The organism is Azospirillum sp. (genome assembly GCF_050789165.1).
The window spans coordinates 1-21,706 of sequence record NZ_JBOZRT010000093.1; the positions used below are offsets into that span (position 1 = coordinate 1).

At 70.0% G+C, this 21,706-nt stretch carries 25 protein-coding genes; 16 read left to right on the forward strand and 9 right to left on the reverse strand.

Annotated features, from left to right (window positions below):
* Positions 1–172 (reverse strand): PAS domain S-box protein (locus tag ACRWK7_RS20035; RefSeq protein ID WP_431858275.1); only part of this gene is annotated, 172 nt, incomplete at its 3' end.
* 402 nt (positions 173–574) lie between these two features.
* Here ACRWK7_RS20035 and ACRWK7_RS20040 point away from each other — a divergent pair.
* Positions 575–1,762 carry a GGDEF domain-containing protein gene (locus tag ACRWK7_RS20040; protein ID WP_431858036.1) on the forward strand — a complete coding sequence of 396 codons (1,188 nt, stop codon included), beginning with the start codon at positions 575–577 and terminating at the stop codon, positions 1,760–1,762.
* Between the two features lie 29 nt (positions 1,763–1,791).
* Here the strand turns inward: ACRWK7_RS20040 and ACRWK7_RS20045 are convergent, their stop codons facing one another.
* Complete coding sequence (locus tag ACRWK7_RS20045) at positions 1,792–2,202, reverse strand: hypothetical protein (RefSeq protein WP_431858037.1); 411 nt, start codon at positions 2,200–2,202, stop codon at positions 1,792–1,794.
* Between the two features lie 184 nt (positions 2,203–2,386).
* Between ACRWK7_RS20045 and ACRWK7_RS20050 the strand changes: the two genes are divergently transcribed.
* The gene (locus ACRWK7_RS20050; RefSeq protein ID WP_431858038.1) at positions 2,387–2,665 is read left to right on the forward strand and encodes a hypothetical protein; all 279 of its coding nucleotides are present in this window, start codon (positions 2,387–2,389) and stop codon (positions 2,663–2,665) included.
* Between the two features lie 12 nt (positions 2,666–2,677).
* On the opposite strand, the gene gcvA is transcribed toward ACRWK7_RS20050, so the two are convergent.
* Entirely contained in the window at positions 2,678–3,568 is an 891-nt protein-coding gene (gene gcvA / locus ACRWK7_RS20055; RefSeq protein ID WP_431858039.1) for a transcriptional regulator GcvA, read from the reverse strand.
* Between the two features lie 142 nt (positions 3,569–3,710).
* Between gcvA and ACRWK7_RS20060 the strand changes: the two genes are divergently transcribed.
* A complete protein-coding gene (locus ACRWK7_RS20060; RefSeq protein WP_431858040.1) occupies positions 3,711–4,994 on the forward strand; it encodes an NAD(P)/FAD-dependent oxidoreductase in 1,284 nt (427 codons plus the stop codon).
* Between the two features lie 268 nt (positions 4,995–5,262).
* Here ACRWK7_RS20060 and ACRWK7_RS20065 read toward each other — a convergent pair whose 3' ends face one another.
* The 3 genes from ACRWK7_RS20065 to ACRWK7_RS20075 form a co-directional block, all read right to left on the reverse strand.
* A complete protein-coding gene (locus ACRWK7_RS20065) occupies positions 5,263–5,802 on the reverse strand; it encodes a ComEA family DNA-binding protein (protein WP_431858041.1) in 540 nt (179 codons plus the stop codon).
* A 102-nt stretch (positions 5,803–5,904) separates the two neighbouring features.
* Positions 5,905–6,555, reverse strand: a complete 651-nt coding sequence (locus tag ACRWK7_RS20070) for a DedA family protein (RefSeq protein ID WP_431858042.1) — start codon at positions 6,553–6,555, stop codon at positions 5,905–5,907.
* Between the two features lie 127 nt (positions 6,556–6,682).
* Positions 6,683–6,859, reverse strand: a complete 177-nt coding sequence (locus ACRWK7_RS20075) for a CsbD family protein (protein WP_431858044.1) — start codon at positions 6,857–6,859, stop codon at positions 6,683–6,685.
* A gap of 141 nt (positions 6,860–7,000) precedes the next feature.
* Between ACRWK7_RS20075 and ACRWK7_RS20080 the strand changes: the two genes are divergently transcribed.
* The 5 genes from ACRWK7_RS20080 to ACRWK7_RS20100 all read left to right on the forward strand — a co-directional run bounded on the left by ACRWK7_RS20080 (position 7,001) and on the right by ACRWK7_RS20100 (position 9,841).
* Positions 7,001–7,744, forward strand: a complete 744-nt coding sequence (locus tag ACRWK7_RS20080; protein WP_431858046.1) for a phosphatase PAP2 family protein — start codon at positions 7,001–7,003, stop codon at positions 7,742–7,744.
* A 103-nt stretch (positions 7,745–7,847) separates the two neighbouring features.
* A complete protein-coding gene (locus tag ACRWK7_RS20085) occupies positions 7,848–7,970 on the forward strand; it encodes a hypothetical protein (RefSeq protein WP_431858047.1) in 123 nt (40 codons plus the stop codon).
* Positions 7,971–8,395: 425 nt separating this feature from the next.
* A complete protein-coding gene (locus ACRWK7_RS20090; protein ID WP_431858048.1) occupies positions 8,396–8,656 on the forward strand; it encodes a GlsB/YeaQ/YmgE family stress response membrane protein in 261 nt (86 codons plus the stop codon).
* 58 nt (positions 8,657–8,714) lie between these two features.
* Positions 8,715–8,912 carry a hypothetical protein gene (locus tag ACRWK7_RS20095; RefSeq protein ID WP_431858049.1) on the forward strand — a complete coding sequence of 66 codons (198 nt, stop codon included), beginning with the start codon at positions 8,715–8,717 and terminating at the stop codon, positions 8,910–8,912.
* 137 nt (positions 8,913–9,049) lie between these two features.
* Positions 9,050–9,841, forward strand: a complete 792-nt coding sequence (locus ACRWK7_RS20100) for a tellurite resistance TerB family protein (protein ID WP_431858050.1) — start codon at positions 9,050–9,052, stop codon at positions 9,839–9,841.
* 90 nt (positions 9,842–9,931) lie between these two features.
* On the opposite strand, the gene ACRWK7_RS20105 is transcribed toward ACRWK7_RS20100, so the two are convergent.
* Entirely contained in the window at positions 9,932–10,207 is a 276-nt protein-coding gene (locus ACRWK7_RS20105; RefSeq protein ID WP_431858051.1) for a hypothetical protein, read from the reverse strand.
* A 125-nt stretch (positions 10,208–10,332) separates the two neighbouring features.
* Between ACRWK7_RS20105 and ACRWK7_RS20110 the strand changes: the two genes are divergently transcribed.
* From ACRWK7_RS20110 to ACRWK7_RS20130, 5 genes are all read left to right on the forward strand, one after another.
* The gene (locus ACRWK7_RS20110) at positions 10,333–10,647 is read left to right on the forward strand and encodes a YgaP family membrane protein (protein WP_431858052.1); all 315 of its coding nucleotides are present in this window, start codon (positions 10,333–10,335) and stop codon (positions 10,645–10,647) included.
* Positions 10,648–10,825: 178 nt separating this feature from the next.
* A complete protein-coding gene (locus ACRWK7_RS20115) occupies positions 10,826–12,319 on the forward strand; it encodes a thymidine phosphorylase family protein (protein WP_431858053.1) in 1,494 nt (497 codons plus the stop codon).
* A 28-nt stretch (positions 12,320–12,347) separates the two neighbouring features.
* Entirely contained in the window at positions 12,348–13,937 is a 1,590-nt protein-coding gene (locus ACRWK7_RS20120) for an MBL fold metallo-hydrolase (RefSeq protein WP_431858054.1), read from the forward strand.
* A gap of 42 nt (positions 13,938–13,979) precedes the next feature.
* Positions 13,980–16,616, forward strand: a complete 2,637-nt coding sequence (locus ACRWK7_RS20125; protein WP_431858055.1) for a cation-translocating P-type ATPase — start codon at positions 13,980–13,982, stop codon at positions 16,614–16,616.
* A 27-nt stretch (positions 16,617–16,643) separates the two neighbouring features.
* Complete coding sequence (locus ACRWK7_RS20130) at positions 16,644–17,630, forward strand: zinc-dependent alcohol dehydrogenase family protein (protein WP_431858056.1); 987 nt, start codon at positions 16,644–16,646, stop codon at positions 17,628–17,630.
* 17 nt (positions 17,631–17,647) lie between these two features.
* Here ACRWK7_RS20130 and groL read toward each other — a convergent pair whose 3' ends face one another.
* A complete protein-coding gene (groL, locus tag ACRWK7_RS20135; protein WP_431858057.1) occupies positions 17,648–19,267 on the reverse strand; it encodes a chaperonin GroEL in 1,620 nt (539 codons plus the stop codon).
* Between the two features lie 164 nt (positions 19,268–19,431).
* Here groL and ACRWK7_RS20140 point away from each other — a divergent pair, with 164 nt between their 5' ends.
* Genes ACRWK7_RS20140 through ACRWK7_RS20150 form a run of 3 tightly spaced genes read left to right on the forward strand, consistent with a single transcriptional unit; the run spans position 19,432 to position 21,203 of the window.
* On the forward strand, positions 19,432–19,683 hold the full coding sequence (locus tag ACRWK7_RS20140; protein ID WP_431858058.1) for a hypothetical protein: 252 nt from the start codon (positions 19,432–19,434) through the stop codon (positions 19,681–19,683).
* A 27-nt stretch (positions 19,684–19,710) separates the two neighbouring features.
* Positions 19,711–20,553, forward strand: coding sequence for a trypsin-like peptidase domain-containing protein (locus tag ACRWK7_RS20145; RefSeq protein ID WP_431858059.1), 843 nt, complete (start codon positions 19,711–19,713; stop codon positions 20,551–20,553).
* Positions 20,550–21,203: a phosphoribosyltransferase gene (locus ACRWK7_RS20150; protein WP_431858060.1), complete on the forward strand. Its 654-nt coding sequence runs from the start codon at positions 20,550–20,552 to the stop codon at positions 21,201–21,203. Before ACRWK7_RS20145 ends, ACRWK7_RS20150 begins: the two co-directional genes overlap by 4 nt.
* A gap of 12 nt (positions 21,204–21,215) precedes the next feature.
* On the opposite strand, the gene ACRWK7_RS20155 is transcribed toward ACRWK7_RS20150, so the two are convergent.
* Positions 21,216–21,665, reverse strand: a complete 450-nt coding sequence (locus ACRWK7_RS20155) for a c-type cytochrome (RefSeq protein ID WP_431858061.1) — start codon at positions 21,663–21,665, stop codon at positions 21,216–21,218.
* Positions 21,666–21,706 lie beyond the last annotated feature (41 nt).

Here is a 21,706-nt window from a genome sequence, read left to right on the forward strand (position 1 = left end):
GCCCGGCGATGTCGGTCAGGTTCCCGATCAGCGCGTCCACCGAGTCGTAGCCGTAGATCCGCGCCAGCGACGGGTTCACCCGCAGGTAGCGGCCATCGATGGTGGTCTGGTAGATCCCCTCGACGGCGTTCTCGAAGATGCTGCGGTACTGGGCCTCGGTGTCTGCACTCATGGAGCCGTCCCCACTTGCCGTCACAGGCAATCCCTTTGCAATCAGCATGCTGATCTCACGGAAGACACGCTCCACGCTTGACGCCGTTCCAGGCACGGCACGCATCCGGAAGATCAAGAACCGTGCCATGCGGGCGCGGCACAGGCGTCGGCACGGCATTCCCCAAAAGGCCGGGCTCACGGACGCCGCACGCGCAGATAACCATAATAAAATTACAGGCTTATCCGCCTGACGACGCCGAAACATTCAGCATTGTGAGCAGCAAACAGCCACGGCGCCGGCACGGGCCACCCCGCCGGAGTCCCCCGGAATCGACGCATTGTCACCGTGTGATCGCTCGCACCCGCAGGGAGCACCGTGGTATGCCAGCGGCCCCCCTCCGCCGATCCGCTCCGCGTCCCCATGATTCTCGACATCCGAACGCTGCTCGTCGTCTCGCTGCTGCTCTCGGCGATGATGGGAATGGCGCTGTTCCTGACGTGGCGGGTCAACCGCGGAATCACGGCCCTGCGCCAGTGGGCGTTCGCCTACCTGCTGCTGGCGGCGGGCCTGGTGATGACCGCCCTGCGTGGTCCGGCGCCCTCCACCCTCGAACTGGTTGCCAGCAACGCGCTGGTCGGCGCCACGCCGGCGGTGATCTGGCTGGGCATCCGCTCCTTCCTCGGCCTGCCGGCCCCCCGGCGCGCGCTGGCGGCGGCGTACGGCGCGATGCTGCTGGGCATCCTCGCCTTCAGCACCCTGCATCCGGACATGGCGGCGCGGGTCGTCGTCGGTTCGCTCTACAGCGTCGGTCTCGCCGTGGTCAGCGCGCTCGACCTGCTGCGGGCCGCCCGTGGGGCGCCGCGCACGATCACCGGCGTGACGGGCGGCGTTTTCGCGGCCCATGCGGCGTTCTACATGGTCCGCGCGGCGCTCACGCTGCAGACTGGGGCGCAGCCGCCGCTGCTGGAGCCGACCGCCATCCAGACCTGGACGTTCCTGGAGGCGCCCATGGTCGCCCTGGCCGTCGGCATCGGCTTTCTCATCATGACGACGGAGCGGCTGCAGGCCGACCTGCGTCATCTCGCGACCTATGACACGCTGACCGGCACGCTCGGCCGCCGGGCCTTTCTCGACATGGCGGACGGCATCTTCGCCCGGCTGCGGCGCGGCGGCCCGCGGTTCTCGCTGCTTCTGCTCGACATCGATCACTTCAAGCACATCAACGACAGCTTCGGCCACCAAGCCGGCGACCAGATGCTGCGCGCCTTCGCGGCCTTCGCCCGGGACGCGCTGCGCCAGGGCGACCTGTTCGCCCGCTACGGAGGAGAGGAGTTCTGCGTCCTGCTGCCGGACACCGGCCGCGACGATGCGCGCGCGGTTGCCGAGCGGCTGCGCAGCGGCTTGCGCGACCTGACGGTGGAGCACGGCGGCCATCGGATCGCCACCACCGTGAGCATCGGGGTGACGGAAAGTTCCCCCGCGACGGAGAGTTTCGACGCCATGGTCGCCGAGGCCGACGCCGCGCTCTACCGCGCCAAGGCGAAGGGCCGCGACCGCGTCGAGGTGTACGACGGGGCAGGGGGGCGGCTCGACCTCGCGTCCGACTAGCCCGGCCGGCCGCCCCCTGGCCCTCCTACTCAGCGGATCGGGATGTTCACCGAGAACTCGAAGCCGCTGCGCGGGGGAGGGGAGTAGACCACCCCCGGCGACGGCGCATACACGACCGCCGGCGGTTCGCCGTACGCGGCGCCCGTGGCCCATTCATGGCGCTCCCGCCACCGTTCCCGGCGCCAGGCTTCGCGGGCGCGCTCCCGGTCCTCGCGGCGGGCCTCGCGCTCTTCGCGGATCTGACGCTCGCGCCATTCCTCCTGCCGGCGCGCCTCGTCGCGCCAACCGCCGCGCTCGCCGTGCTCATGGCGCCACGAGGGACCGTCTTCGTCATGCGCCGCGGCCGGCCCGACGGTCCCGGCCAGCAACGCTCCGGAAACCAGCGCGCCCAGGACAACCGCTTTCAGAGCACCAAGCGCAACACCACCACGGCCAGACATCGCCGACGTTCCTTCTGAAGCGAGGGCGGCATGCCCTCATGCCGAGACGAACGTGCGCCCTCCGGTTTTCATTCCGCACCCGGCGCGTTGCCGCACGGGCGGCGCGAACCATCCTCCCTGTAGCGGCGGCAGGGTGATCGATATGGCTTCAGCGGGTGTGCGGCATGCCGGTACGTGCCTTGCGATGGGCGTCCTCACCGCGGCTCTTCTGTTGCCGGTCGCGTCGGTGGACGCCGACCGCTGCGACGAGCTGAGGAAGAAGGTGGGCCGCGGCGCCGGGCTGACCAACGCCGAACAGAACGACTACGTGGCCTGCCCCAACGCCCCCAACCGCCGGCCCGTCACGTCCCTTCCGAAACCGAGGGGCGAGGATCCGTTCGCGCCGAAGGATCCGCCGCCGCCGGAGGATCCCGGTGCCGGTCGGCCGCCCGGCGGGGCAGGGGGCAGCGACGGGTTCCTCTGAGGGGGGTGGACGCTATGGGTTGATGACGCTGCGCAGCCAGCCGCGGAACGCCTGCAGGGGAGGGTAGGACTCGCGCTTGCCCGGCCATGCCAGATAATAGTGGCCCGGGCTTTCCACCGGATGGTCGAAGACCTCCACCAGATCGCCGCGCGCCAGTTCGGCCCCGATCAGGAACTTCGGCAGGAGCGCCACCCCCAGTCCGGCCGCCGCCGCCTGCGCGGCGGTGGCGAACTGGTCGATCAGCATGCCGCGCACGCCGTGCGCCGGCACGCCCATGACCTCGAACCAGCGCTCCCAGGCGTCGGGCCGGGACACCAAGTGCAGGAGGGGTGCGTCGAGCAGATCCGCGGGGGTCGCGAACCGGCGGCTGGTCAACAGCCCCGGGCTGCACGCCGGGACCACCATCTCGCCCATGAGCCGGTCGAGCTCCGCACCGGGCCAGTCCGGCGCACCGAAATGGATGGCGGCGTCCAGCTGATCCAGCTGGAAGTCGAAGGGGGCCAGCCGGGTGGTCAGGTTGACCGTGATTCCCGGATGTTCGGCCAGGAAGCCGGGCAGTCTGGGCGCCAGCCAGCGCGTGCCGAACGTCGGCAGGATCGCGAGGTTGAGGGTGCCGCCGCGGGGGTTGGCGCGGAAGTTCAGGGTCGCCGCCGCGATGTGCTGCAAGGCCTCGCGCACCTGCCGGGCGTAGGTTTCGCCCGCAAAGGTCAGGCGTACGGTCTGCCGTTCGCGCAGGAACAGCTCGGCCCCGAGGACATCCTCAAGCGCCCGGATCTGGCGGCTGACGGCGCTCTGCGTCAGGTTCAGCTCGGCCGCCGCCGCGGTGAAGCTCTGGTGACGCGCCGCCGCCTCGAACGCGGCCAGCAGCGACATCGAGGGCAGGAACCGGCGCACGATCGCCATGGCACGGCTCCTCCGCGTCCCATACATCATTCCAAACGATCATGACGTTACAACCCAATGTCGTTTGAATCAACGATAGCGACCGGCGAACATGATGCCGCCTGCTCATGACATGAGCGCGCTGGAACCGGAGTGCCGCCGCATGCAGAACGATCCACGGACGCACGGATTGTGGGAGCGTTCCGCTCCGCCCGCTCCGGTCACGGCGCCGCTCGCCGGCGAGGTGGCCGTGGACGTCGCGGTCGTCGGCGCCGGTTTCACCGGGCTGTCGGCGGCGCTCCATCTGGCGGAGGCCGGCGCCAAGGTCGCGGTGCTGGAGGGCGTCGAGATCGGCTACGGCGGCTCCGGCCGCAACGTCGGTCTCGTCAACGCCGGCCTGTGGATCATGCCGGACGAACTTCCCCGGCTGCTCGGCGCCACCCACGGACAGCGGCTCCTCGACCTGCTGGGCGACGCGCCAAGCGCCGTCTTCGACCTCGTCGAGCGGCACGGGATCGCCTGCGAGGCGGTGCGGCGCGGCACGCTGCACTGCGCGGTCGGGCGCGGCGGGCTCGATGAACTCCGGGAACGCGTGCGCCAATGGCGGGCGAGGGGGGCGCCGGTCCACCTGCTCGGCGCGGAGGAAACGGCCCGCCGGACCGGAACGACCGGGTACGCGGGCTCCCTCCTCGACGAGCGCGCCGGCACCATCCAGCCGCTGGCCTATGCCCGCGGGCTGGCGGCTGCGGCCATCGCCGCCGGGGCGGCGATCCACACGGCCAGCCCGGTGGTGGCGGTCAGCGACGAAGGGGCGGCGTGGCGGCTGCGGACGCCGGGGGGCACGGTGCGCGCCGCGTGGGTGATCGTGGCGACCAACGCCTACACCAGCGCGGTCTGGCCGGAGGTGCGGAGCGAACTGGTCCACCTGCCGTACTTCAACCTCGCAACCCAACCGCTCGGGGAGGATCTCGCGCGCTCCATCCTTCCGGAACGGCAGGGGGCCTGGGACACCCGCGAGGTCCTGAGCTCCTTCCGCCTCGACCGGCAGGGCCGCCTCGTGTTCGGCAGCGTCGGCGCGTTGCGCGGGTCGGGCCGCGCGATTCACCGCGACTGGGGCCGCCGCGCCCTGGCGAAGCTGTTCCCGCAGCTCCGCGGCGTCGCGTTCGAGACGGAGTGGTACGGCCAGATCGGGATGACCGCGGACCATGCGCCGCGCTTCCACCGCCTCGGCCGGCAGGTCGTCTCGTTCAGCGGCTACAACGGGCGCGGTATCGCTCCGGGGACGGTGTTCGGGCGGTGTCTGGCCCAGCTGCTGCTCGGCTCCCTGCCGGAAAGCGGGCTCCCGCTGCCCGTGAGCGATCCGATGCCCGCGCGCCACCGCGCCGCGAAGGAACTCTATTACGAGGCCGGCGCGCAGCTGGCCCATCTGGCCGGCGCCCGCTTCTGACCCGCCCGCTTCAGGCGTGCGCGTTGCGCTCCAGCTCCGAGAACAGCCAGTTCTGGAAGCTGCGGATCTTCGGCAGCTCGGCGCGGGACTTCAGCAGAACGCATTGCTATGAAAAGAGAAGCGCACCCCAAAGGTCGCATAACATTCATTATGGAAATTAATGGCGCTCGAAACCCAACCCCGCCTCTGAGCCGGGGCAACGTCAGGCCAACCTCCTCCCGGCCACTTCTCGGCGTGGCCCCTCTCGCCAACAAGGCGCCCGGGGCGCCTACTTACCCGCGACGATCTGGTCCTTGAGACCGTCGTAGACACCTTGCGTCAGGACGCCCTTCTTGACCAGATCATCCCGGGTCTTGTACGGGCGGTGCTTGGCGATATCCTGCGAGCGCACGTCGCCGATCCCGGTGAGGATGGCCTTCATCTGGTCCGGCGTCGCCTTGTTGATGTCGACCAATGCCACCTTGTCCTTGATGTCGTCGAACACCGATTGCGGGATGCTGGCTTTTTTGACGAGATCCTGCTTCTCGATGTACGGCCGGTTCTTCACGATGGCTTCGGCGCGCGCGTCACCGATACCGGGCAGCGCGGCGATCAGGTCCTTGGCCGACGCGGAGTTGACGTCAACCAAGGGAGCGGCGGCCGCCTTGGTATTCTGGTTGGACGCCGTTGGGGCGGCAGGCTTGGCGTTCTGGTTCGCCGCTGGTGCCGCGGCCGGCGGCTTGCCGGATTGCGCCGGTTGCGCCCACGACGGGCTTGCCAGGGCGAGGCCAAGGATGAGGGCGGCTGTGATACGGGCGAGAACGGCCATGATGGTTCCCTCCGGAATGGTTCCCCGCTCTTAAACAGCCGGGACCATGCTAAGGTCCACACCGGCTGGGCAGAGATCGGAGGGCCGCGGGTAACGCCGCCATCATTCCGCTGTATCGAGTGGTCCCGGCAACGCCGCCTCAGCCTTGGCGAGCCACTGCTTCTCGCGGTGCTTCAGGAACAGGACGGCGGCGGCGATGGCGATACCGGCGATCACCATGACGAGCGTACTCGCCGGTCCGACGAACCGATGGAAGGCATCGCCCAGCAGGTAGCCGCCCAACCCGAACACGGTGGCCCAGATGACGCCTCCGGCACAGTTGAACAGCAGGAAGCTGGACCAGGGCATGCCGTTGGCGCCTGCCAGAAAGGCGGCCCAGGTCCGCAACACAGCGACGAACCGGCCCCAGAAAACGACTTTGCCGCCGTGGCGGAGGAACAGATAGCGCCCGAGCCTGATGCGGGATTGGTTGAGGCCCACGCGTTTCCCGTGCCGGAGCAACAGCCGGTATCCGAACTCCCGTCCGGCCCAGTAGCCGATGTTGTCCCCGGCAACCGCTCCAACCGACGCCGCGGCAATGACGAGGCCGATGTCGAGCCGGTGTGTGGTACCCGCGAAGATGGCCGCGGTGAGCAGCATCGTCTCGCCGGGAACCGGAATGCCCGTACTCTCAACGCCGATCAGGAGGGTGACCGCCCAGTAACCGTAACTTTCCAGCAGGCTGGTCAGGTCGTAGTGGTAGAAGCCCAGCATACCCCCCTGCCTGCCTTTCGATTTGGCGAAGATGGCGGTCGTTTCGTCCAACTCGGTCGGTGTTTTTCAGAACCCTTCCATCCGGCGCACTGAGGGCGGCCGATGGGCCGCCCTCATCGTGGTCGGGCTACTTGTCGCCCTTCAGCGCATCCTTGATGCCGCCAACGGCGTTCTGGACCTTGCCCTTGGCCTTGTCCATGGCACCCTCGGACTTCATCTTCTGGTCGCCGGTAACGTCCCCGGCGGTCTGCTTGAGGTCGCCCTTGAGCTTCTTGCCCGAGCCTTCCATGCGGTCCTTGTCCATCGTGCCCTCCTCAGCTGTGGTTCCGGGTTCAACCAACGCCGCGGCCGATCGTTGCGCTTGGCCTGCTTGGCGAACCCGGTCACTCGGACCAGCGGCGGGTCATTCTTCCCCCAACGTTCGAACCGGGGCGAGGCCCTGACCATGGTTCCGGACCGCCTGAAACCGCACATGCGCTGGGAGCGTTGGCTCGGGTTGGCGCGGCGGGAGATCTGGCCCCTCCTCGCCGTTCTCCTCGTCGCCGGTGGCCTGCTGGCCTTCGGCAAACTGGCCGAGGAGGTTCTCGAAGGCGACACGGGGGCCTTCGACCGCGCCGTGCTGCTTGCCCTGCGCAATCCCGCCGACCTCTCCGACCCGATCGGACCCGGCTGGGTCGAGGAAATGGCCCGCGACGTCACCAGCCTGGGCAGCCACGCGATCCTCACGCTGATCACGCTGGCGGTTATCGGTTACCTGATGATGGTCCGCAAGCGCGCGGCGGCTCTCCTGGTTTTCGCCTCGATCGGCGGCGGGATGCTCCTGAGCGCAGTCCTGAAGCATGTCTTCGAGCGTGCCCGGCCCGAACTCGTCCCGCACGCCGTCCCCGTCTACACGGCTTCCTTCCCGAGCGGCCACGCCATGCTGTCGGCGCTTACCTACCTGACGCTCGGCGCCCTGCTGATCCGCGTCGAATCGAGCCGCCGGGTGAAGGCATACCTGATCGCCGTTGCTATCATCGTGACCTTCCTCGTTGGCGGCAGTCGGGTCTATCTCGGCGTCCATTGGCCGACCGACGTGCTCGCCGGATGGTGCGTCGGGGCGACGTGGGCGACGCTGTGGTGGCTGGTGGCGCTGTGGCTCCAGCGCCGCGGGGACGTGGAGCGCGAGGGCCGGAAGGAACCGGACTGAGAGGCTGTCACCGCCTGGCCTTGCGCATAGGGGGTAGCGGGGGAAGGCTTTGCCCCGCGTGCCGTTTACCTCCCTGGAGTGGACCCAGCAGGGAGGTTCCAGGATGAAGACCCTGATGGCTGCGGGCAGCGACTCATTTGCGGAGTTCGACGTCGGCGAAGTCGTCGATGTGAGCGCGAAGGACGTCGTGCCACCGATGAACACGCTCCACATGAAGGCGCGCTGACGTACGAACGCGCCGATATACACCGACGGGACGGGATGCCTGCTTCATCGCCCGTCCCGCACCACACGTTGAACCACGTGGCTGCGGCTGCTGAGCCTGGGGCGGGGAGAGCCCAAGCGGTCGGCCTCGACAACGAGGACTGACATGAAACAAGACGATTGGAACTCGGACGGGCGCTGGTGGTCGGGTGAGCACCGCGCCGTACTGCACCGCCTCATGATCGAAATGTCGGCCGCGCGCACGGGAGCGCGAGGCAGCGCGACGCCTGGGCAAAGGAGTGCGGCCGACGGCGGCGGCGGCGGCGACAAGAATCCCCGTCGGCGACCTCACTGATGTGATGCGAGCGAACGAAGGGGCTGATGGAGCGGCTCTGGACCCACGTCGTTCCACCGCCCCGCCTTCCAACAGGAACAAGAGGTGTGGTCATGGGTATCATCGCATGGATCGTGTTGGGCCTGATCGCCGGGTTCATCGCCTCGAAGATGGTGAGCGGAACCGGTGAAGGGGTGGTCCTGGACATCGTGCTCGGCATCGTGGGCGCGGTGGTCGGTGGCTTCATCATGAACGCGCTGGGCGGAGCCGGGGTGACCGGGTTCAACATCTGGAGCCTGCTCGTCGCCGTCATCGGCGCGGTCGTCGTGCTGTGGATCTACCACGCGGTCGCTGGCCGCCGGACGGTGGCATGACGGCGGCAGCATCCGGGCTCTCCGCCGTGCCTGAGCGGCGGAGAGCGGGCGGCTCCTCATGAACACGGCGACCTATCCTCTGATCTGCCACGCCGATGGGCAGACCTTCCACGAGGGCGAGCCGGTGACGCTGGCTGACGCACAGGTCATGCTCAACGACGCCATTGCGGACGGCCGGGTGGAAGTCGGCTCGTTTCTGCGGGTCGAGACCGACCTTCTGGTCATCGAGCCGCCGGACGCGGATCCAGGGACCTGATGCGGGTTCAGCGTGTCCTTGCCGATGGCGGGGAGCGGTGGTGCGGTGTTCGGTCGCAGCAAGCGCCGCTTGGGTGCCTATCCGTCGCCGCCACTGTTGGCAACATCGAGGCACAACGCACAGCAAGGAGTTCGGCGATGGCGGACCTTCAGAGTGTTTTGGGCACCATGCTCGCCACTGGGATGGGTGGGCGCAGCAGCCTGGGCATGAACGACATCGGATCGGTGGCCAGCAACATGGGCGCCTTCGGGGGATCGGCAGGCGACGACGCCTACAGCGGCGGGAGCAGCCCTGGACTCGGCGTCGGCCCCGTCGCCGGATTGGGTGCGCTGGCCTATCTGGCCTATAAGGCGTTCCAGGAGCGCCAGAAGAACATGCAGTCCTCCGGTCAGGACGCGCCGCAATCATCCCCGCCGAGCGGCAGCCCTTGGGGCAGCCAGCAAAGCGGCGGGATCCTGGGCAGCATCTTCGGCGGGGGTGGAAACGCAGGCGGCTCGCTGGGGGACCGGCTGTCGCAGGTGTTCCAGAACCGCAGTGCGCCACAGGCAAGCAGCGACACCGAGGGCGCTTACCCCTCCCTCGCCATGGAAGACCAGCGTGCGCTCCTGCTCATCCGCGCCATGATCGCGGCCGCCAACGCCGATGGCCAGATCAGCCAGGACGAGCGTCAGCGCATCCTCTCGGCGCTGGATGAGGCGGGGGCCGGTCCCGACGAGAGGCGTGTCGTCGAGAACGAACTCAATCACCCGCAGTCGCTCGACACCCTGCTCCAGTCGGTCCGTGATCCACAGACCGCCGAGCAGGTGTACATGGCCTCGCAGATGGCGATCGACCAGGATTCCGCGACGGAGCGCTCGTATCTCCAGTACCTCGCCTCGCGGCTCCAGATCGATCCGCAGCGGCTCCAGCAGATCCATCGGGCGGCGTGAGGTCGAGCAGGGCTTCGTCGCAAGATCGTCGCCCCGATCGGGCCAAGAAGGAGCGCCGGCGTGGACCGGCGCTCCTTCTTGGTGCCGGGACTACCGTCCGGCCTCGGGCCACTCGAGTTCCTGAGCCGATCGACCGAGATAGGCCTTTGCGATCGCATCGGCGGTCGTGGCGAGAATCGATGCTCCGTCCGCCGCCGGCTTCTCGCACCCCATCCTCAAGAGCCTCCGGGACAGCTCGGCGATCCACTCCCTCGCCTGCTCGCCGTGGCCGTAGAGGGTGTGGAACAGCCGGACCGAAGCCAAAGCGTCGGCCACGATCTGGTGCTCGATCCGCTCCCGCTGCAGCTCGCCTTCCATATCCGTCATCGTCCGATCCTCCTTACAGGCCCGTTGCGGCCCAGGCCGGCGCATCGATGGCGATGCGCTGCGGGAGCGTGCGGACGGTGCCGTGCTTCATGCCGGCCTCCCGAGCCCTCCCGCCTGCTGTGTCCATGGCGGCGATCATCGCCACCGGCCCGGAAGGCGCCTTTATCCAGGTTAAGGCGGCCACCGTACTGGCCTTCAGGATAGGCGGGCGACCCGGCACGGAGGCTCCCATGACACGCAACATGAGTTCGACCGATCGTATCGCACGCGCCACGATCGGCTTGGCGCTGCTCGGCGTCCTGGTCACCGTTGATGGCGCGTGGCGGTGGCTTGGCCTCGTCGGGCTGGTCCCGCTCATCACCGCGGCGGTCGGCTGGTGCCCGGCCTATACCCTGCTCCACATGCGCACCGACGACACCGGCCCCCGGCGGCCAGCCTGAAGGCTGCTGCCCGATCACGCTCCCCCTGCCCCACGGGCAGCACCGACCGATAGCGAAGCATGCCAAAGCGCGCAGCGTGCGTCCGGCGGCGGGCGCTGCGCGCCTGCATGCTGATTCGTGGGGGCTGGAGCATCGCCTGAGCATCACTCCTCCTGACAATCGGGCGTAGAGTAACGCTATGCTTACCCTGCGTTTTCTGGCGATCGATACGCTCCGTGAGAACGTGGCCTTTCTTCATCGCCACTGCACCAAGTATCGGGTGGACGACTTCCTCGGCTTGGCCCGTGTGGAGGTACGCAGCAATGGCCGCTCCCTGTTGGCGACACTGAACGTCGTTGACGACGTGGGGATCCTCAAGCCGGACGAGATCGGCTTGTCGACGTCCGCCTTCCGCCAGTTGGGCGTGGCCGAGGGAGCGCAGGTGCGGCTCGTGCCACCGAAGCCTCCCCGCAGCTTCGACCTTGTCCGGGCGAAAATCGATGGCGCGGCGTTGTCGGACAGCCAACTGGCGGCCATCATCCGGGACGTGGCGGAGAACCGTTACTCCAAGATCGAAATCGCCGCCTTCCTGATCGCCTGCGCGAGCTTCATGACCACGGAGGAGGTGCTAGGCATGACCCGCGCGATGGTCGCCGCCGGCACCCGCCTGGTGTGGAGCGACCAATGCCCCGTCGTGGACAAGCATTGCATCGGCGGCATTCCGGGCAACCGCACCTCGATGATCGTGGTGCCCATCGTCGCCGCGCACGGGCTGGCCATCCCCAAGACATCGTCGCGCGCCATCACCTCGCCGGCCGGCACGGCCGATACCATGGAGGTCCTGGCCAACGTCGACGTCCCCATGGAGCGCATGCAGGAGATGGTGCGCGAGGTCAAGGGGTGCCTCGTCTGGGGCGGGCACGTCAACCTGTCCCCGGCCGACGACGTGCTGATCTCCGTCGAACGGCCGCTGTCCATCGACACGCGCGAGCAGCTCGTCGCGTCCATCCTGTCGAAGAAGCTGGCGGCCGGGTCCACGCACCTGCTGATCGACCTTCCCGTCGGCCCGACCGCGAAGGTGCGCTCGGTCGGCGAGGCCGTGCGCCTGCGCAAGCTGTTCGAGCATGTCGGCGACCAGCTTGGCCTGGTGATGGAGGTCGCCCTGACCGAGGGATCGCAGCCGGTCGGCTGCGGCATCGGGCCGGTCCTGGAAGCGCGCGACGTGATGGCCGTGCTGCGCGGGGCTCCCGACGCTCCGGCCGATCTGCGGGAGCGGGCGCTGCACCTCGCCGGCCGCATCCTGGAGTTCGACCCGGCGGTGCGCGGCGGCGCCGGTGGCCGGCGCGCCCGCGAGCTGCTGGAATCGGGAATGGCGATGGCCACCATGGAGCGCATCATGGCCATGCAGGGACCGCCGCCGGCCCGCAGCGCACTCGGCACGCTGGTGCACGAGGTGCCCGCCGCGGCCGACGGGACGGTGACCACCATCGATTGCTATCGCATCGCCCGCATCGCGCGGCTGGCCGGCGCTCCAAACGACAAGGGCGCCGGGATCGACCTGCTGCACAAGACCGGCGGCCGGGTGCGCCGTGGCGAACCGCTCTACCGCATCCACGCCGACACCAACGCCAACCTCGCGTTCGCCCGCGCGTTCGCCGAGGAGAACAGCGGCGTCGGCCTCGGTCATCCCTGAACCGCCGCCGCAGAAAGTGAGGACCGCCATGGCGCTTTCACTGACGTTCCACGGCGCCGCCGGCACGGTCACCGGCTCCTGCTTCCGCCTGCGCACCCCACACGGCGAGGTGCTGGTGGAGTGCGGCCTGTTCCAGGGCACCAAGACCGTGCGGGAGCTGAACTACCGGCCGTTCCCGTTCGACCCGGCGCGCATCCGCGCGGTGCTCCTCACCCACGCCCACATCGACCACTCGGGGCTGCTGCCGAAGCTGGTGAAGCTCGGCTTCCGCGGCCGCATCCACGCCACGCCCGCGACGGTGGACCTGCTGGAATTCATGCTGCCGGACAGCGCCTACATCCAGGAGGTCGAGGTCGATCACCTGAACCGCCGCAACCGGCAGCGGGGCCGCCCGACGGTGCAGCCGATCTACACCCGCGAGGACGCCGCGCGCACCCTGGCCCGCCTGAAGCCGGCCGACTACGACGACTGGATCGACGTGATCCCGGGCGTCCGGGCCCGCTTCTGGCAGGCCGGCCATCTCCTCGGCTCGGCGTCGGTGGAGGTCGAGATCAGAGAGGGGAAGGGCGCTGTGCGCGTGCTGTTCTCCGGTGACGTCGGGCCGGGCGGCAAGCGCTTCCATGCCGACGCCGAGGGACCGACCCGGCCGGACTGGCTGGTGCTGGAGACCACCTACGGCGACCGCGAGCGGGCCGATGTGGACGAGGAGGCGCGGCAGACACTTCTGCGCAACGAAGTGCGCGCGGCGCTCGACGCCGGCGGCAACCTGCTGATCCCGGTGTTTGCCGTGGAGCGTACGCAGGAGCTGCTGTACGACCTGAACAGCCTGTTCGACCAGGGGCGGCTTCCGCCGGCCGACGTGTTCCTCGACTCGCCGCTGGCGAGCGCGGTGACCGGCGTTTTCAGCCGGCACCTGCGCGGTCTGAACGGCGGCGCCGACCCGTTCGCCCGCCCCAACCTGCACATCGTGGAAAGCGTGGAGCAGAGCAAGCGCCTCAATGCCCTGGCCGGCGGCGCCATCATCATGGCCGCCAGCGGCATGTGCGACGCCGGGCGCATCCGCCACCACCTGAAGAACCAGCTCTGGCATTCCCGGTGCACGGTGCTGCTGGTCGGCTACCAGGCGCCGGGGACGCTCGGCCGCATGCTCCTGAACGGAGTGAAGCGCGTGCGCATTCACGGCGAGGAAGTGGAGGTCCGTGCCCGGATCCGTTCGCTCGACGTCTATTCCGGTCACGCCGACCGCTCCGGCCTGCTGGCCTGGGCGGCGGCGCGGGGCGGCGTGGGGCAAGGCACTTTCCTGGTGCATGGCGAGGGGCCGGCGCGCGCCGCCATCCGCGACGCCTTGATCGCGCAGGGTTGGGATGCGGACGGCATTGCCATCCCGGACCTCGACGAGACGGTCGACCTCACCGCCCGCCGTCCCCACGCGATCACCGAGGCCCCGGCCCGCCTGCCCGCGTCGGCCGTCGCGGCAACCAGCGATTGGCACAACCGCTATGCCGAAACGGTGCTGTCGCTCGCGCACACCCTCGACACCGCGCCGGACGACGCCACCCGCGACCGCATCCTGGCGCAGGTACGCTCGGTGCTGGGCGGTGGCACGGACGCGCCGTAGCCGGCCTCGGCGCGAACACGCACTCGGACCGCGAGGTCAGCCATGCGCATCCAGAACCTGTCCGCCGAGGCGGCGTTGTCGGGCCTGCGCAGCGGGCCGGGCGGCCTGACGCCGCGGGAGGCGGCCCGGAGGCTGGGCAAGTTCGGTCCGAACGCGCTCGAACCGGCAGAGCGCCAGTCCCTGACCGTACGGTTCCTGCGCTCCTTCACGCATTTCTTCGCGCTGCTGCTGTGGTTGGCCGCGGCGTTGGCCCTGGTGGCCGAGTTGCGCCAGCCCGGCGAGGGCATGGGCGTGCTGGCCGGCGCCGTCGTCGGCGTCATCCTGGTCAATGGCCTGTTCAGCTTCTGGCAGGACTACAAGGCGGAGCGCGAACTGGCGGCGCTGGCCAGACTGCTGCCGCAGCGGGTGAAGACGTTGCGCGGCGGCGCGATCTCCCTGGTCGACGCCGCCGACCTCGTGCCAGGCGACGTGATGCTGCTGGCGGAGGGCGACCGCGTGCCGGCCGATGCCCGGCTGATCGAGGCGCAGGGGCTGCGCCTCGACGCCTCGACGCTGACGGGCGAATCCCTGCCGGTGTTCCGCGACGCCGCTCCGACGGACGAGCACGACCCGCTCCAGGCGCGCAACCTCGTGCTGGCCGGCACCGCCATCACCACCGGCGAGGGGCGCGCCGTGGTCTACGGCACCGGCGCCCACACCGAATTCGGCCGCATCGCCAGCCTGACCCAGGGGGAGGAGCGCGAGCGCTCGCCCCTGCTGCACGAGATCGCATTGGTCAGCCGCATCATCGCCGTGCTGGCGATCGCGCTGGGCACGGCGTTCTTCGTGGTGGGGGTGCAGGCCGGCCTGCCGTTGCTGTCGGCCATCGTCTTCGGCATCGGCATCATTGTCGCCAACGTGCCGGAGGGCCTGCTGCCGACCGTGACGCTGGCGCTGGCCATGGGGGCGCGCCGCATGGCCCGGCGCAACGTGCTGATCCGCCATCTTCCGGCGGTCGAGACCCTGGGCTCGGCCACCGTGATCTGCACCGACAAGACCGGCACGCTGACGCTCAACCGCATGAGCGTGCGGGCCGCGCATGGGGTCGCCGAAGCCATCGCCGTGGTGGAACGGCACTGCCACACGCTGAAGCGGTCCGATACCGGCTGGCTCGGCGATCCCATGGAGGTGGCGCTGGTCGAGCACGCCGGGCCGGGCACCGTCCACCCGCTGGCCGGCGAGGTGCCGTTCGACACCGAGCGCAAGCGCCTGTCCACCCTGCACGACACCCCGGCCGGACGCGTCGTCTACACCAAGGGCGCGGTGGAGACTGTGCTGCCGCTGTGCGTCGCGCGCGCCACAGCCGACGGCAGTGCGCCGCTGGACGATGCCGGCCGCGCCGAGCTGCTGAAGGTGCAGGAGGCGATGGCCGACCGGGGGTTGCGCGTGCTGGCGCTGGCGTGGCGCGAGGATCCCGACGACGCCGATCCGGAGCGCGCGCTGGTGCTGGCCGGTGTGGTCGGGCTGGAGGATCCGCCCCGGCCCGAGGTGCCGGCAGCCATCGCGCGGGCGCACGCCGCAGGCATCCGCGTCATCATGATCACCGGCGACCATCCGCACACCGCCCTCGCCATCGCCCGCGAGGTCGGGCTGGTACGCGGCCCCGAGCCGGAGGTGATCACCGGCGACCGGCTGCGCGTCCTGTCCGACAGCCACCTGCTGCTGGCGCTGGACGCCGAGGAGATCGTCTTCGCCCGCATCGGCGCCGACCAGAAGCTGCGCGTCGTCCAGGCGTTGCAGCGGCGTGGCGAGGTGGTGGCGGTCACCGGCGACGGGGTGAACGACGCCCCGGCGCTCAAGCAGGGCGACATCGGCGTGGCGATGGGCCGCGGCGGCACCGACGTGGCGCGCGAGGCGGCGGACATGGTGCTGCTCGACGACAACTTCGCCAGCATCGTGCACGCGGTCGAGGAGGGGCGGGCGGTGTTCGCCAACATCCGCCGCTTCATGACCTACATCCTCACCTCCAACATTCCGGAGATCGTGCCGTACCTCGCCTTCGTGCTGTTCGGCATCCCGCTGCCGCTGACGGTGGTGCAGATCCTGGCGGTGGATCTCGGCACCGACATGCTGCCGGCGCTGGCGCTGGGTGCGGAGCCGCCGCACCGCGACGTGATGGACCGGCCGCCACGACCACGCAGCGAGAGGCTGCTGACCTGGGGGCTGCTGGCGCGCGCCTATCTCTTCCTCGGCCTGTTCGAGGCGGGAGCGGCCATGACCGCCTACTTCGCCATACTGCACGCCGGCGGCTGGACCTGGGGCGAGGAACTGGCGGCGCACGATCCGCTGTACCGCACGGCGACCGCGGCCTGCCTCGCCGCCATCGTGGTGGCGCAGGCCGCCAACGTCTTCCTGTGCCGCAGCGACCACGAGTCCGCGTTCGATCCGGCGGCGCCGCGCAACCGGCTCATCCCGCTGGCCGTAGCCGTCGAGGCGGCGCTGATCCTCGGCGTCGTCTACACGCCGCCCGGCAATCTGCTGTTCGCCACCGCACCGTTGCCGGGCTGGGCGTGGCTGGCGCCGCTGCCCGTGGTGGCGGCGATGACGGCGGCGGACGAGGTGCGCAAGTGGCTGGCGCGCCGCCGGCATGCCGTGCCGGCACCGGTTGCGCCTTCCCGGGAGACGCCCCGCAGGGTGTGATGGGGACGTTCACAAGGAGGTTCCGCGATGAAAGCCATGGTGCTCACCCGACCGAACACCCTCCTCGTGGCGTGCACCCTGCCCGACCCGGAACCGGGGCCGCATCAGGTGCTCATCAAGGTGCACGCCTGCGCGGTCTGCCGGACCGACCTGCACGTCATCGACGGCGAACTGCCCCACCCTGCCCTGCCGCTGGTCCCCGGGCACGAGATCATCGGCACCGTGCTCGCCGCCGGACCGGGCGTGGAACACCTGCGCGCCGGCGACCGGGTCGGCGTGCCCTGGCTGGCCTGGAGCTGCGGGGAATGCGCCTACTGCCGATCCGGCCGCGAGAACCTGTGCGACCGGGCGCGCTACACCGGCTATCAGGTCAACGGCGGGTACGCGGAGCTGACGGTCGCGGACGCGCGCTACGTCTTCCCCATCGATCCGTCCTATTCGGACGAGGAAGCGGCGCCGCTGATGTGCGCCGGGCTGATCGGCTACCGCGCGTTGCGCATGGCCGGGCAAGCGGAGCGGCTGGGGCTGTACGGCTTCGGTGCGGCGGCGCACATCGTGGCGCAGGTGGCGCGCCACCAAGGCCGCACCGTCTACGCCTTCACACGTCCGGGCGATGCCGAGGCGCAAGCGCTCGCCCGCTCCCTGGGGGCCGCCTGGGCGGGCGGCTCCGACGAAGCGCCGCCCGAGCTGCTGGACGCCGCGCTGCTGTTCGCTCCCGTGGGCGCGCTGGTGCCGACCGCGCTGAAGGCGACGGCCAAGGGTGGCACCGTGGTGTGCGCCGGCATCCACATGAGCGACATTCCCACCTTCCCCTACGAGCTGCTGTGGGGCGAGCGGGTGGTGCGCTCGGTCGCCAACCTGACGCGCCGCGACGGCGAGGAGTTCTTGGCGCTCGCTCCGCGGATCCCGGTGCGCACGACCACCACGGCGTTCCCGCTCGCCCAGGCCAACGAGGCGGTGGAGCGGCTGCGCCGCGGCCAGCTGGCCGGAGCGGCGGTGCTGACCATGTCGTGACGCGGCGGGACCGGCGCTCAGTATTCCATCTCGGCGGTAGGAGCCGTGGCTTTGACCTCCGGCCTCTCCGCGATCATCACCTCTGTGGTGATCAGCAGCCCGGCCACCGACGCGGCGTCCTGGAGCGCGATGCGGACCACCTTCGTGGGATCGATGATGCCCGCTTTGACGAGGTCGCCGAACGTGCCCGTCTGGGCGTCGTAGCCGAAGTTCGGATCGTCCTGCGCCAGCAGGCGGCCGATGATGACGGAGCTGTCCAACCCGGCGTTGGCGGCGATGTGGCGGGCCGGCATTTCCAGCGCGCGGCGGACGATGTCGATGCCGACGCGCTGGTCGTCGTTGGCCGGCGCCATCCCCTTGAGCGCCCGCAGGGCATAGAGCAGGGCAACGCCGCCGCCGGGCAGGATGCCCTCCTCCACCGCGGCGCGGGTGGCGTGCATGGCGTCGTCCACCCGGTCCTTGCGCTCCTTGACCTCGGTTTCGGTCGCCCCGCCGACCCGGATCACCGCGACGCCGCCAACCAGCTTGGCCAGCCGCGCCTGCAGCGTCTCGCGGTCGTAATCCGACGTCGCGTCCTCGATCTGCCGCCGGATCTGCGCGCAACGGGCCTCGATGTCCGCCCGCGCCCCGGCACCGTCGATGATGGTCGTCGTCTCCTTATCGACCCGCACGCGCCGGGCCTGGCCCAGCATGTCGATGGTGACCGCGTCGAGCTTGACGCCGAGTTCCTCGGAGATCAGCACGCCGCCGGTCAGAGCCACCATGTCCTCGAGCATCGCCCGGCGCCGGTCGCCGAAGCCCGGCGCCTTGACGGCGCAGACCTTGAGCCCCCCGCGCAGCTTGTTCACCACCAGGGCCGCGAGCGCCTCGCCCTCGACCTCCTCGGCGACGATCAGCAGCGGCCGGCCGGCCTGCACCACGCTTTCCAGCACTGGCAGCAGCACCTGCAGACCGGACAGCCTCTTTTCATGGAGCAGGACGTACGGGTCCTCCAGCTCCACGATCATCCGCTCGGCGTTGGTGACGAAGTAGGGGCTGACGTAGCCGCGGTCGAACTGCATGCCCTCGACGACGTCCAGCTCCGTCGCCGTTCCCTTGGCCTCCTCGACCGTGATGACGCCCTCGTGGCCGACCTTCTCCATGGCCTGCGCCAGCATGTCGCCGATGGCGCGCTCGCCGTTGGCGGAAATGGTGCCGACCTGCGCGATCTCCTCGGAGGTGGAGACCTTCTTGGAGCGGGTCTTGAGGTCGCCGACCACCGCCTCCACGGCCATGTCGATGCCGCGCTTGAGGTCCATGGGGTTCATGCCGGCGGCCTCCGCCTTGGCCCCCTCGTGCACGATGGCCTGGGCGAGGATGGTCGCGGTGGTGGTGCCGTCGCCCGCCTCGGTGCTGGTGCGGGCCGCGACCTCGCGCACCATCTGCGCGCCCATGTTCTCGAAGTGGTCGGGCAGTTCGATCTCCCTGGCGACGGTCACGCCGTCCTTGGAGATCCGCGGCGGCCCGTACGGCCGCTCGATCAGCACGTTGCGGCCCTTCGGGCCGAGCGTCGCCTTGACCGCGTTGGCGAGGATATCGACCCCTTTCAGCATCCGCGCTCGCGCGTCCGCCGAAAACCTCACGTCCTTGCTCGTCATGGCCATTGCCCTCGGATTGCGGCGGCGGGGCGGTCGGGCCATCCCCGTGCCGAGACGGTTCCGTTCACGATTCTCGGTCCGACCGGCGGCGGCGCTTTAACCTGGGTTAACCGGCCCTCCGCGGAACCGATGTCTAATGGGGCCAGCATCGTGTGGAGGCCGCCATGCCGACGTCCGTTCCATCCTCCCGACCGCTGACCTACGACGACGTCGTCGCGACGGTCGGCCGCATCGACGCCGCCAGCGTCGCCGCCATCCTGGACACGGGAGCCAGTCCGGAAGACCTGGCCGAGGCCTTCGCGTGGTACAGCCTGAGCGACGACGCCGTGGCGGAGGCCCGCCACACGCTGAGCGGCCGGGCCGAGCGGGTCTACCGCATCCTCATCGGCGACGACGAGTTCCCGGCCGAGCGGTAGCGGCGGCACACAGGGGGAGCCGAGCGCATGCTTCGATCAACCGGAAGCCGACTCGCGCGGCTGGCCCAACGGATTGCCGGCGCAGTGGCCGTGCTGCTGGGCGTCGGCGCCTGCGCCCTGGGCGGGCCGGGGAGCGGCGCGGGCACCGACCTGCGGGACGGCACGCCCACGCTCGCCCCCATGCTGGAGCGGGTGCTCCCGGGCGTGGTCAGCATCGCCGCGAGCGGGCAGCTCTCGGCCGAGGAGATGACCATGGTCCGCGACCCCGAGTTCCGCCGCATGTTCGGCCTGCCCAAGCGCGTGCAGCCGGAGGAGCGGCACTTCCTCAGCCAGGGCTCCGGCATCGTCATCGACGCGTCCGGCGGCCTCATCCTCACCACCCACCACCTCGTCGATGGTGCCGACACGATCACCGTCACGCTGGCCGACGCCCGGCGCCTCACCGCCCGGCTGGTCGGTGCCGACGCGGCCAGCGACGTCGCGGTGGTCCGGGTCGACGCGCGCAACCTCGTGGCGGTTCCGCTGGGAAACTCGGACGTCCTGCGCGTGGGCGATTACGTCGTCGCCATCGGTAACCCGTTCGGTCTCGCCCAGACCGCGACGCTCGGCATCGTCAGCGGCCTGGGGGTGCGGAACCCCGCCGAGCCCGACGGCGCCTTCATCCAGACCGACGCGTCCATCAACCCCGGCAACTCGGGCGGAGCCCTGGTGAACCTCAGGGGCGAACTGGTCGGCATCAACGACAGCCTGATCGGATCCGTCATCAGCAACAGCGGCATCGGCTTCGCCATCCCGATCACCCCGGCGACGCGCACCATCGACCGGTTCCTTCGCCAGACCGCCACCCAGTCCGAGCAGGATTCCCCATGACTCCTCCGTTCCTCGACCGCGCCGACGCCGGCCGGCGTCTGGCCGCCAGCCTGATGCGCTACAAGGACCTGCACCCCGTCGTGCTCGCCCTGCCGCGCGGCGGCGTGGCCGTCGCCCATCCGGTCGCGGCCGCGCTACACGCGCCGCTCGATCTGGTGCTCGTCCGCAAGATCGGAACGCCCTTCCAGCCCGAGCTGGCGGCCGGCGCCATCGCCGAGGGCGATCCGCCGGAACTGGTGATCAACGAGGAGATCGGCGAGGCCGTCTCCCCGGCGTGGTTCAAGGCGGAAGCGGGCCGGCAGATCGAGGAGATCGCACGGCGGCGCACGCTGTATCTCGGGTCTCGCGACCGCGTGCCCATCGCCGGATGCACCGCCATCGTCATCGACGACGGGATCGCCACCGGCGCCACCATGCGCGCCGCCCTGCGGTCCGTCCGGAAAGCACAGCCGGCCCGGCTGGTGCTGGCGGTGCCGGTGGCGCCGCCGGAGGTGATCGCGCGCCTGCGCGCCGATGTCGATGAGGTGGTCTGCCTGATGGCGCCGGACCTCTTCGGGGCAGTCGGCCGGTTCTACCAGGACTTCCCCCAGCTCGACGACGCCCAGGTCATCGAGTTGCTGGACGCCGCCGCGGCCCGGCTTGGGCCGTGATCCGGCAAGCCTCTACTTGCCCTGGATCGACTGGACGTAGAAGACGACCTCCAGGATCCTGCCCCGCACCACCTGCTCGGAGCCGCGGGGCCAGAAGTCCTGGATCGACTGCCTGAGGAACACGTCGCCCCACACCGGCATCTCCCGCGTGCCGTGCATCGGGATCGCCTCCCGGCCGTCGATCACCCGGACCATGTACTCCAGCGGAAAGACGCCCTTGTTGCGCTCCCGGATGGTGGTCAGGGTCGCCGGCTTTTTGGTGAGGTAGTCTGCCAGCGGGCCGTCCCCCTTCCCCTCGATGCCGTGACAGGCCGCGCAGTTCCGGATGAAGGTGGACCGCCCGATGGGCTCGTCCTTCATCGTGCCCGACGACTGCGCCAGGGCCGGAGAGGCCGCCGCGAGCGTGGTAGCGATCACAACCGCCGCAACGGGCAGGCTGCCGGTGAACGGGGCGTCATGCATGGTGACCTCCAGGATGCGAGGGGTTTTCCCCGTGGGCCATG

Excerpts from the sequence above, each read along its gene's own strand:
- ACRWK7_RS20040 (WP_431858036.1), top strand. The coding sequence starts at position 575 with ATGATTCTCGACATCCGAACGCTGCTCGTCGTCTCGCTGCTGCTCTCG.
- ACRWK7_RS20045 (WP_431858037.1), bottom strand. The coding sequence starts at position 2,202 with ATGTCTGGCCGTGGTGGTGTTGCGCTTGGTGCTCTGAAAGCGGTTGTC.
- ACRWK7_RS20050 (WP_431858038.1), top strand. The coding sequence starts at position 2,387 with ATGGGCGTCCTCACCGCGGCTCTTCTGTTGCCGGTCGCGTCGGTGGAC.
- gcvA (WP_431858039.1), bottom strand. The coding sequence starts at position 3,568 with ATGGCGATCGTGCGCCGGTTCCTGCCCTCGATGTCGCTGCTGGCCGCG.
- ACRWK7_RS20060 (WP_431858040.1), top strand. The coding sequence starts at position 3,711 with ATGCAGAACGATCCACGGACGCACGGATTGTGGGAGCGTTCCGCTCCG.
- ACRWK7_RS20065 (WP_431858041.1), bottom strand. The coding sequence starts at position 5,802 with ATGGCCGTTCTCGCCCGTATCACAGCCGCCCTCATCCTTGGCCTCGCC.
- ACRWK7_RS20070 (WP_431858042.1), bottom strand. The coding sequence starts at position 6,555 with ATGCTGGGCTTCTACCACTACGACCTGACCAGCCTGCTGGAAAGTTAC.
- ACRWK7_RS20075 (WP_431858044.1), bottom strand. The coding sequence starts at position 6,859 with ATGGACAAGGACCGCATGGAAGGCTCGGGCAAGAAGCTCAAGGGCGAC.
- ACRWK7_RS20080 (WP_431858046.1), top strand. The coding sequence starts at position 7,001 with ATGGTTCCGGACCGCCTGAAACCGCACATGCGCTGGGAGCGTTGGCTC.
- ACRWK7_RS20085 (WP_431858047.1), top strand. The coding sequence starts at position 7,848 with ATGAAGACCCTGATGGCTGCGGGCAGCGACTCATTTGCGGAGTTCGAC.
- ACRWK7_RS20090 (WP_431858048.1), top strand. The coding sequence starts at position 8,396 with ATGGGTATCATCGCATGGATCGTGTTGGGCCTGATCGCCGGGTTCATC.
- ACRWK7_RS20095 (WP_431858049.1), top strand. The coding sequence starts at position 8,715 with ATGAACACGGCGACCTATCCTCTGATCTGCCACGCCGATGGGCAGACC.
- ACRWK7_RS20100 (WP_431858050.1), top strand. The coding sequence starts at position 9,050 with ATGGCGGACCTTCAGAGTGTTTTGGGCACCATGCTCGCCACTGGGATG.
- ACRWK7_RS20105 (WP_431858051.1), bottom strand. The coding sequence starts at position 10,207 with ATGACGGATATGGAAGGCGAGCTGCAGCGGGAGCGGATCGAGCACCAG.
- ACRWK7_RS20110 (WP_431858052.1), top strand. The coding sequence starts at position 10,333 with ATGGCGGCGATCATCGCCACCGGCCCGGAAGGCGCCTTTATCCAGGTT.
- ACRWK7_RS20115 (WP_431858053.1), top strand. The coding sequence starts at position 10,826 with ATGCTTACCCTGCGTTTTCTGGCGATCGATACGCTCCGTGAGAACGTG.
- ACRWK7_RS20120 (WP_431858054.1), top strand. The coding sequence starts at position 12,348 with ATGGCGCTTTCACTGACGTTCCACGGCGCCGCCGGCACGGTCACCGGC.
- ACRWK7_RS20125 (WP_431858055.1), top strand. The coding sequence starts at position 13,980 with ATGCGCATCCAGAACCTGTCCGCCGAGGCGGCGTTGTCGGGCCTGCGC.
- ACRWK7_RS20130 (WP_431858056.1), top strand. The coding sequence starts at position 16,644 with ATGAAAGCCATGGTGCTCACCCGACCGAACACCCTCCTCGTGGCGTGC.
- groL (WP_431858057.1), bottom strand. The coding sequence starts at position 19,267 with ATGACGAGCAAGGACGTGAGGTTTTCGGCGGACGCGCGAGCGCGGATG.
- ACRWK7_RS20140 (WP_431858058.1), top strand. The coding sequence starts at position 19,432 with ATGCCGACGTCCGTTCCATCCTCCCGACCGCTGACCTACGACGACGTC.
- ACRWK7_RS20145 (WP_431858059.1), top strand. The coding sequence starts at position 19,711 with ATGCTTCGATCAACCGGAAGCCGACTCGCGCGGCTGGCCCAACGGATT.
- ACRWK7_RS20150 (WP_431858060.1), top strand. The coding sequence starts at position 20,550 with ATGACTCCTCCGTTCCTCGACCGCGCCGACGCCGGCCGGCGTCTGGCC.
- ACRWK7_RS20155 (WP_431858061.1), bottom strand. The coding sequence starts at position 21,665 with ATGCATGACGCCCCGTTCACCGGCAGCCTGCCCGTTGCGGCGGTTGTG.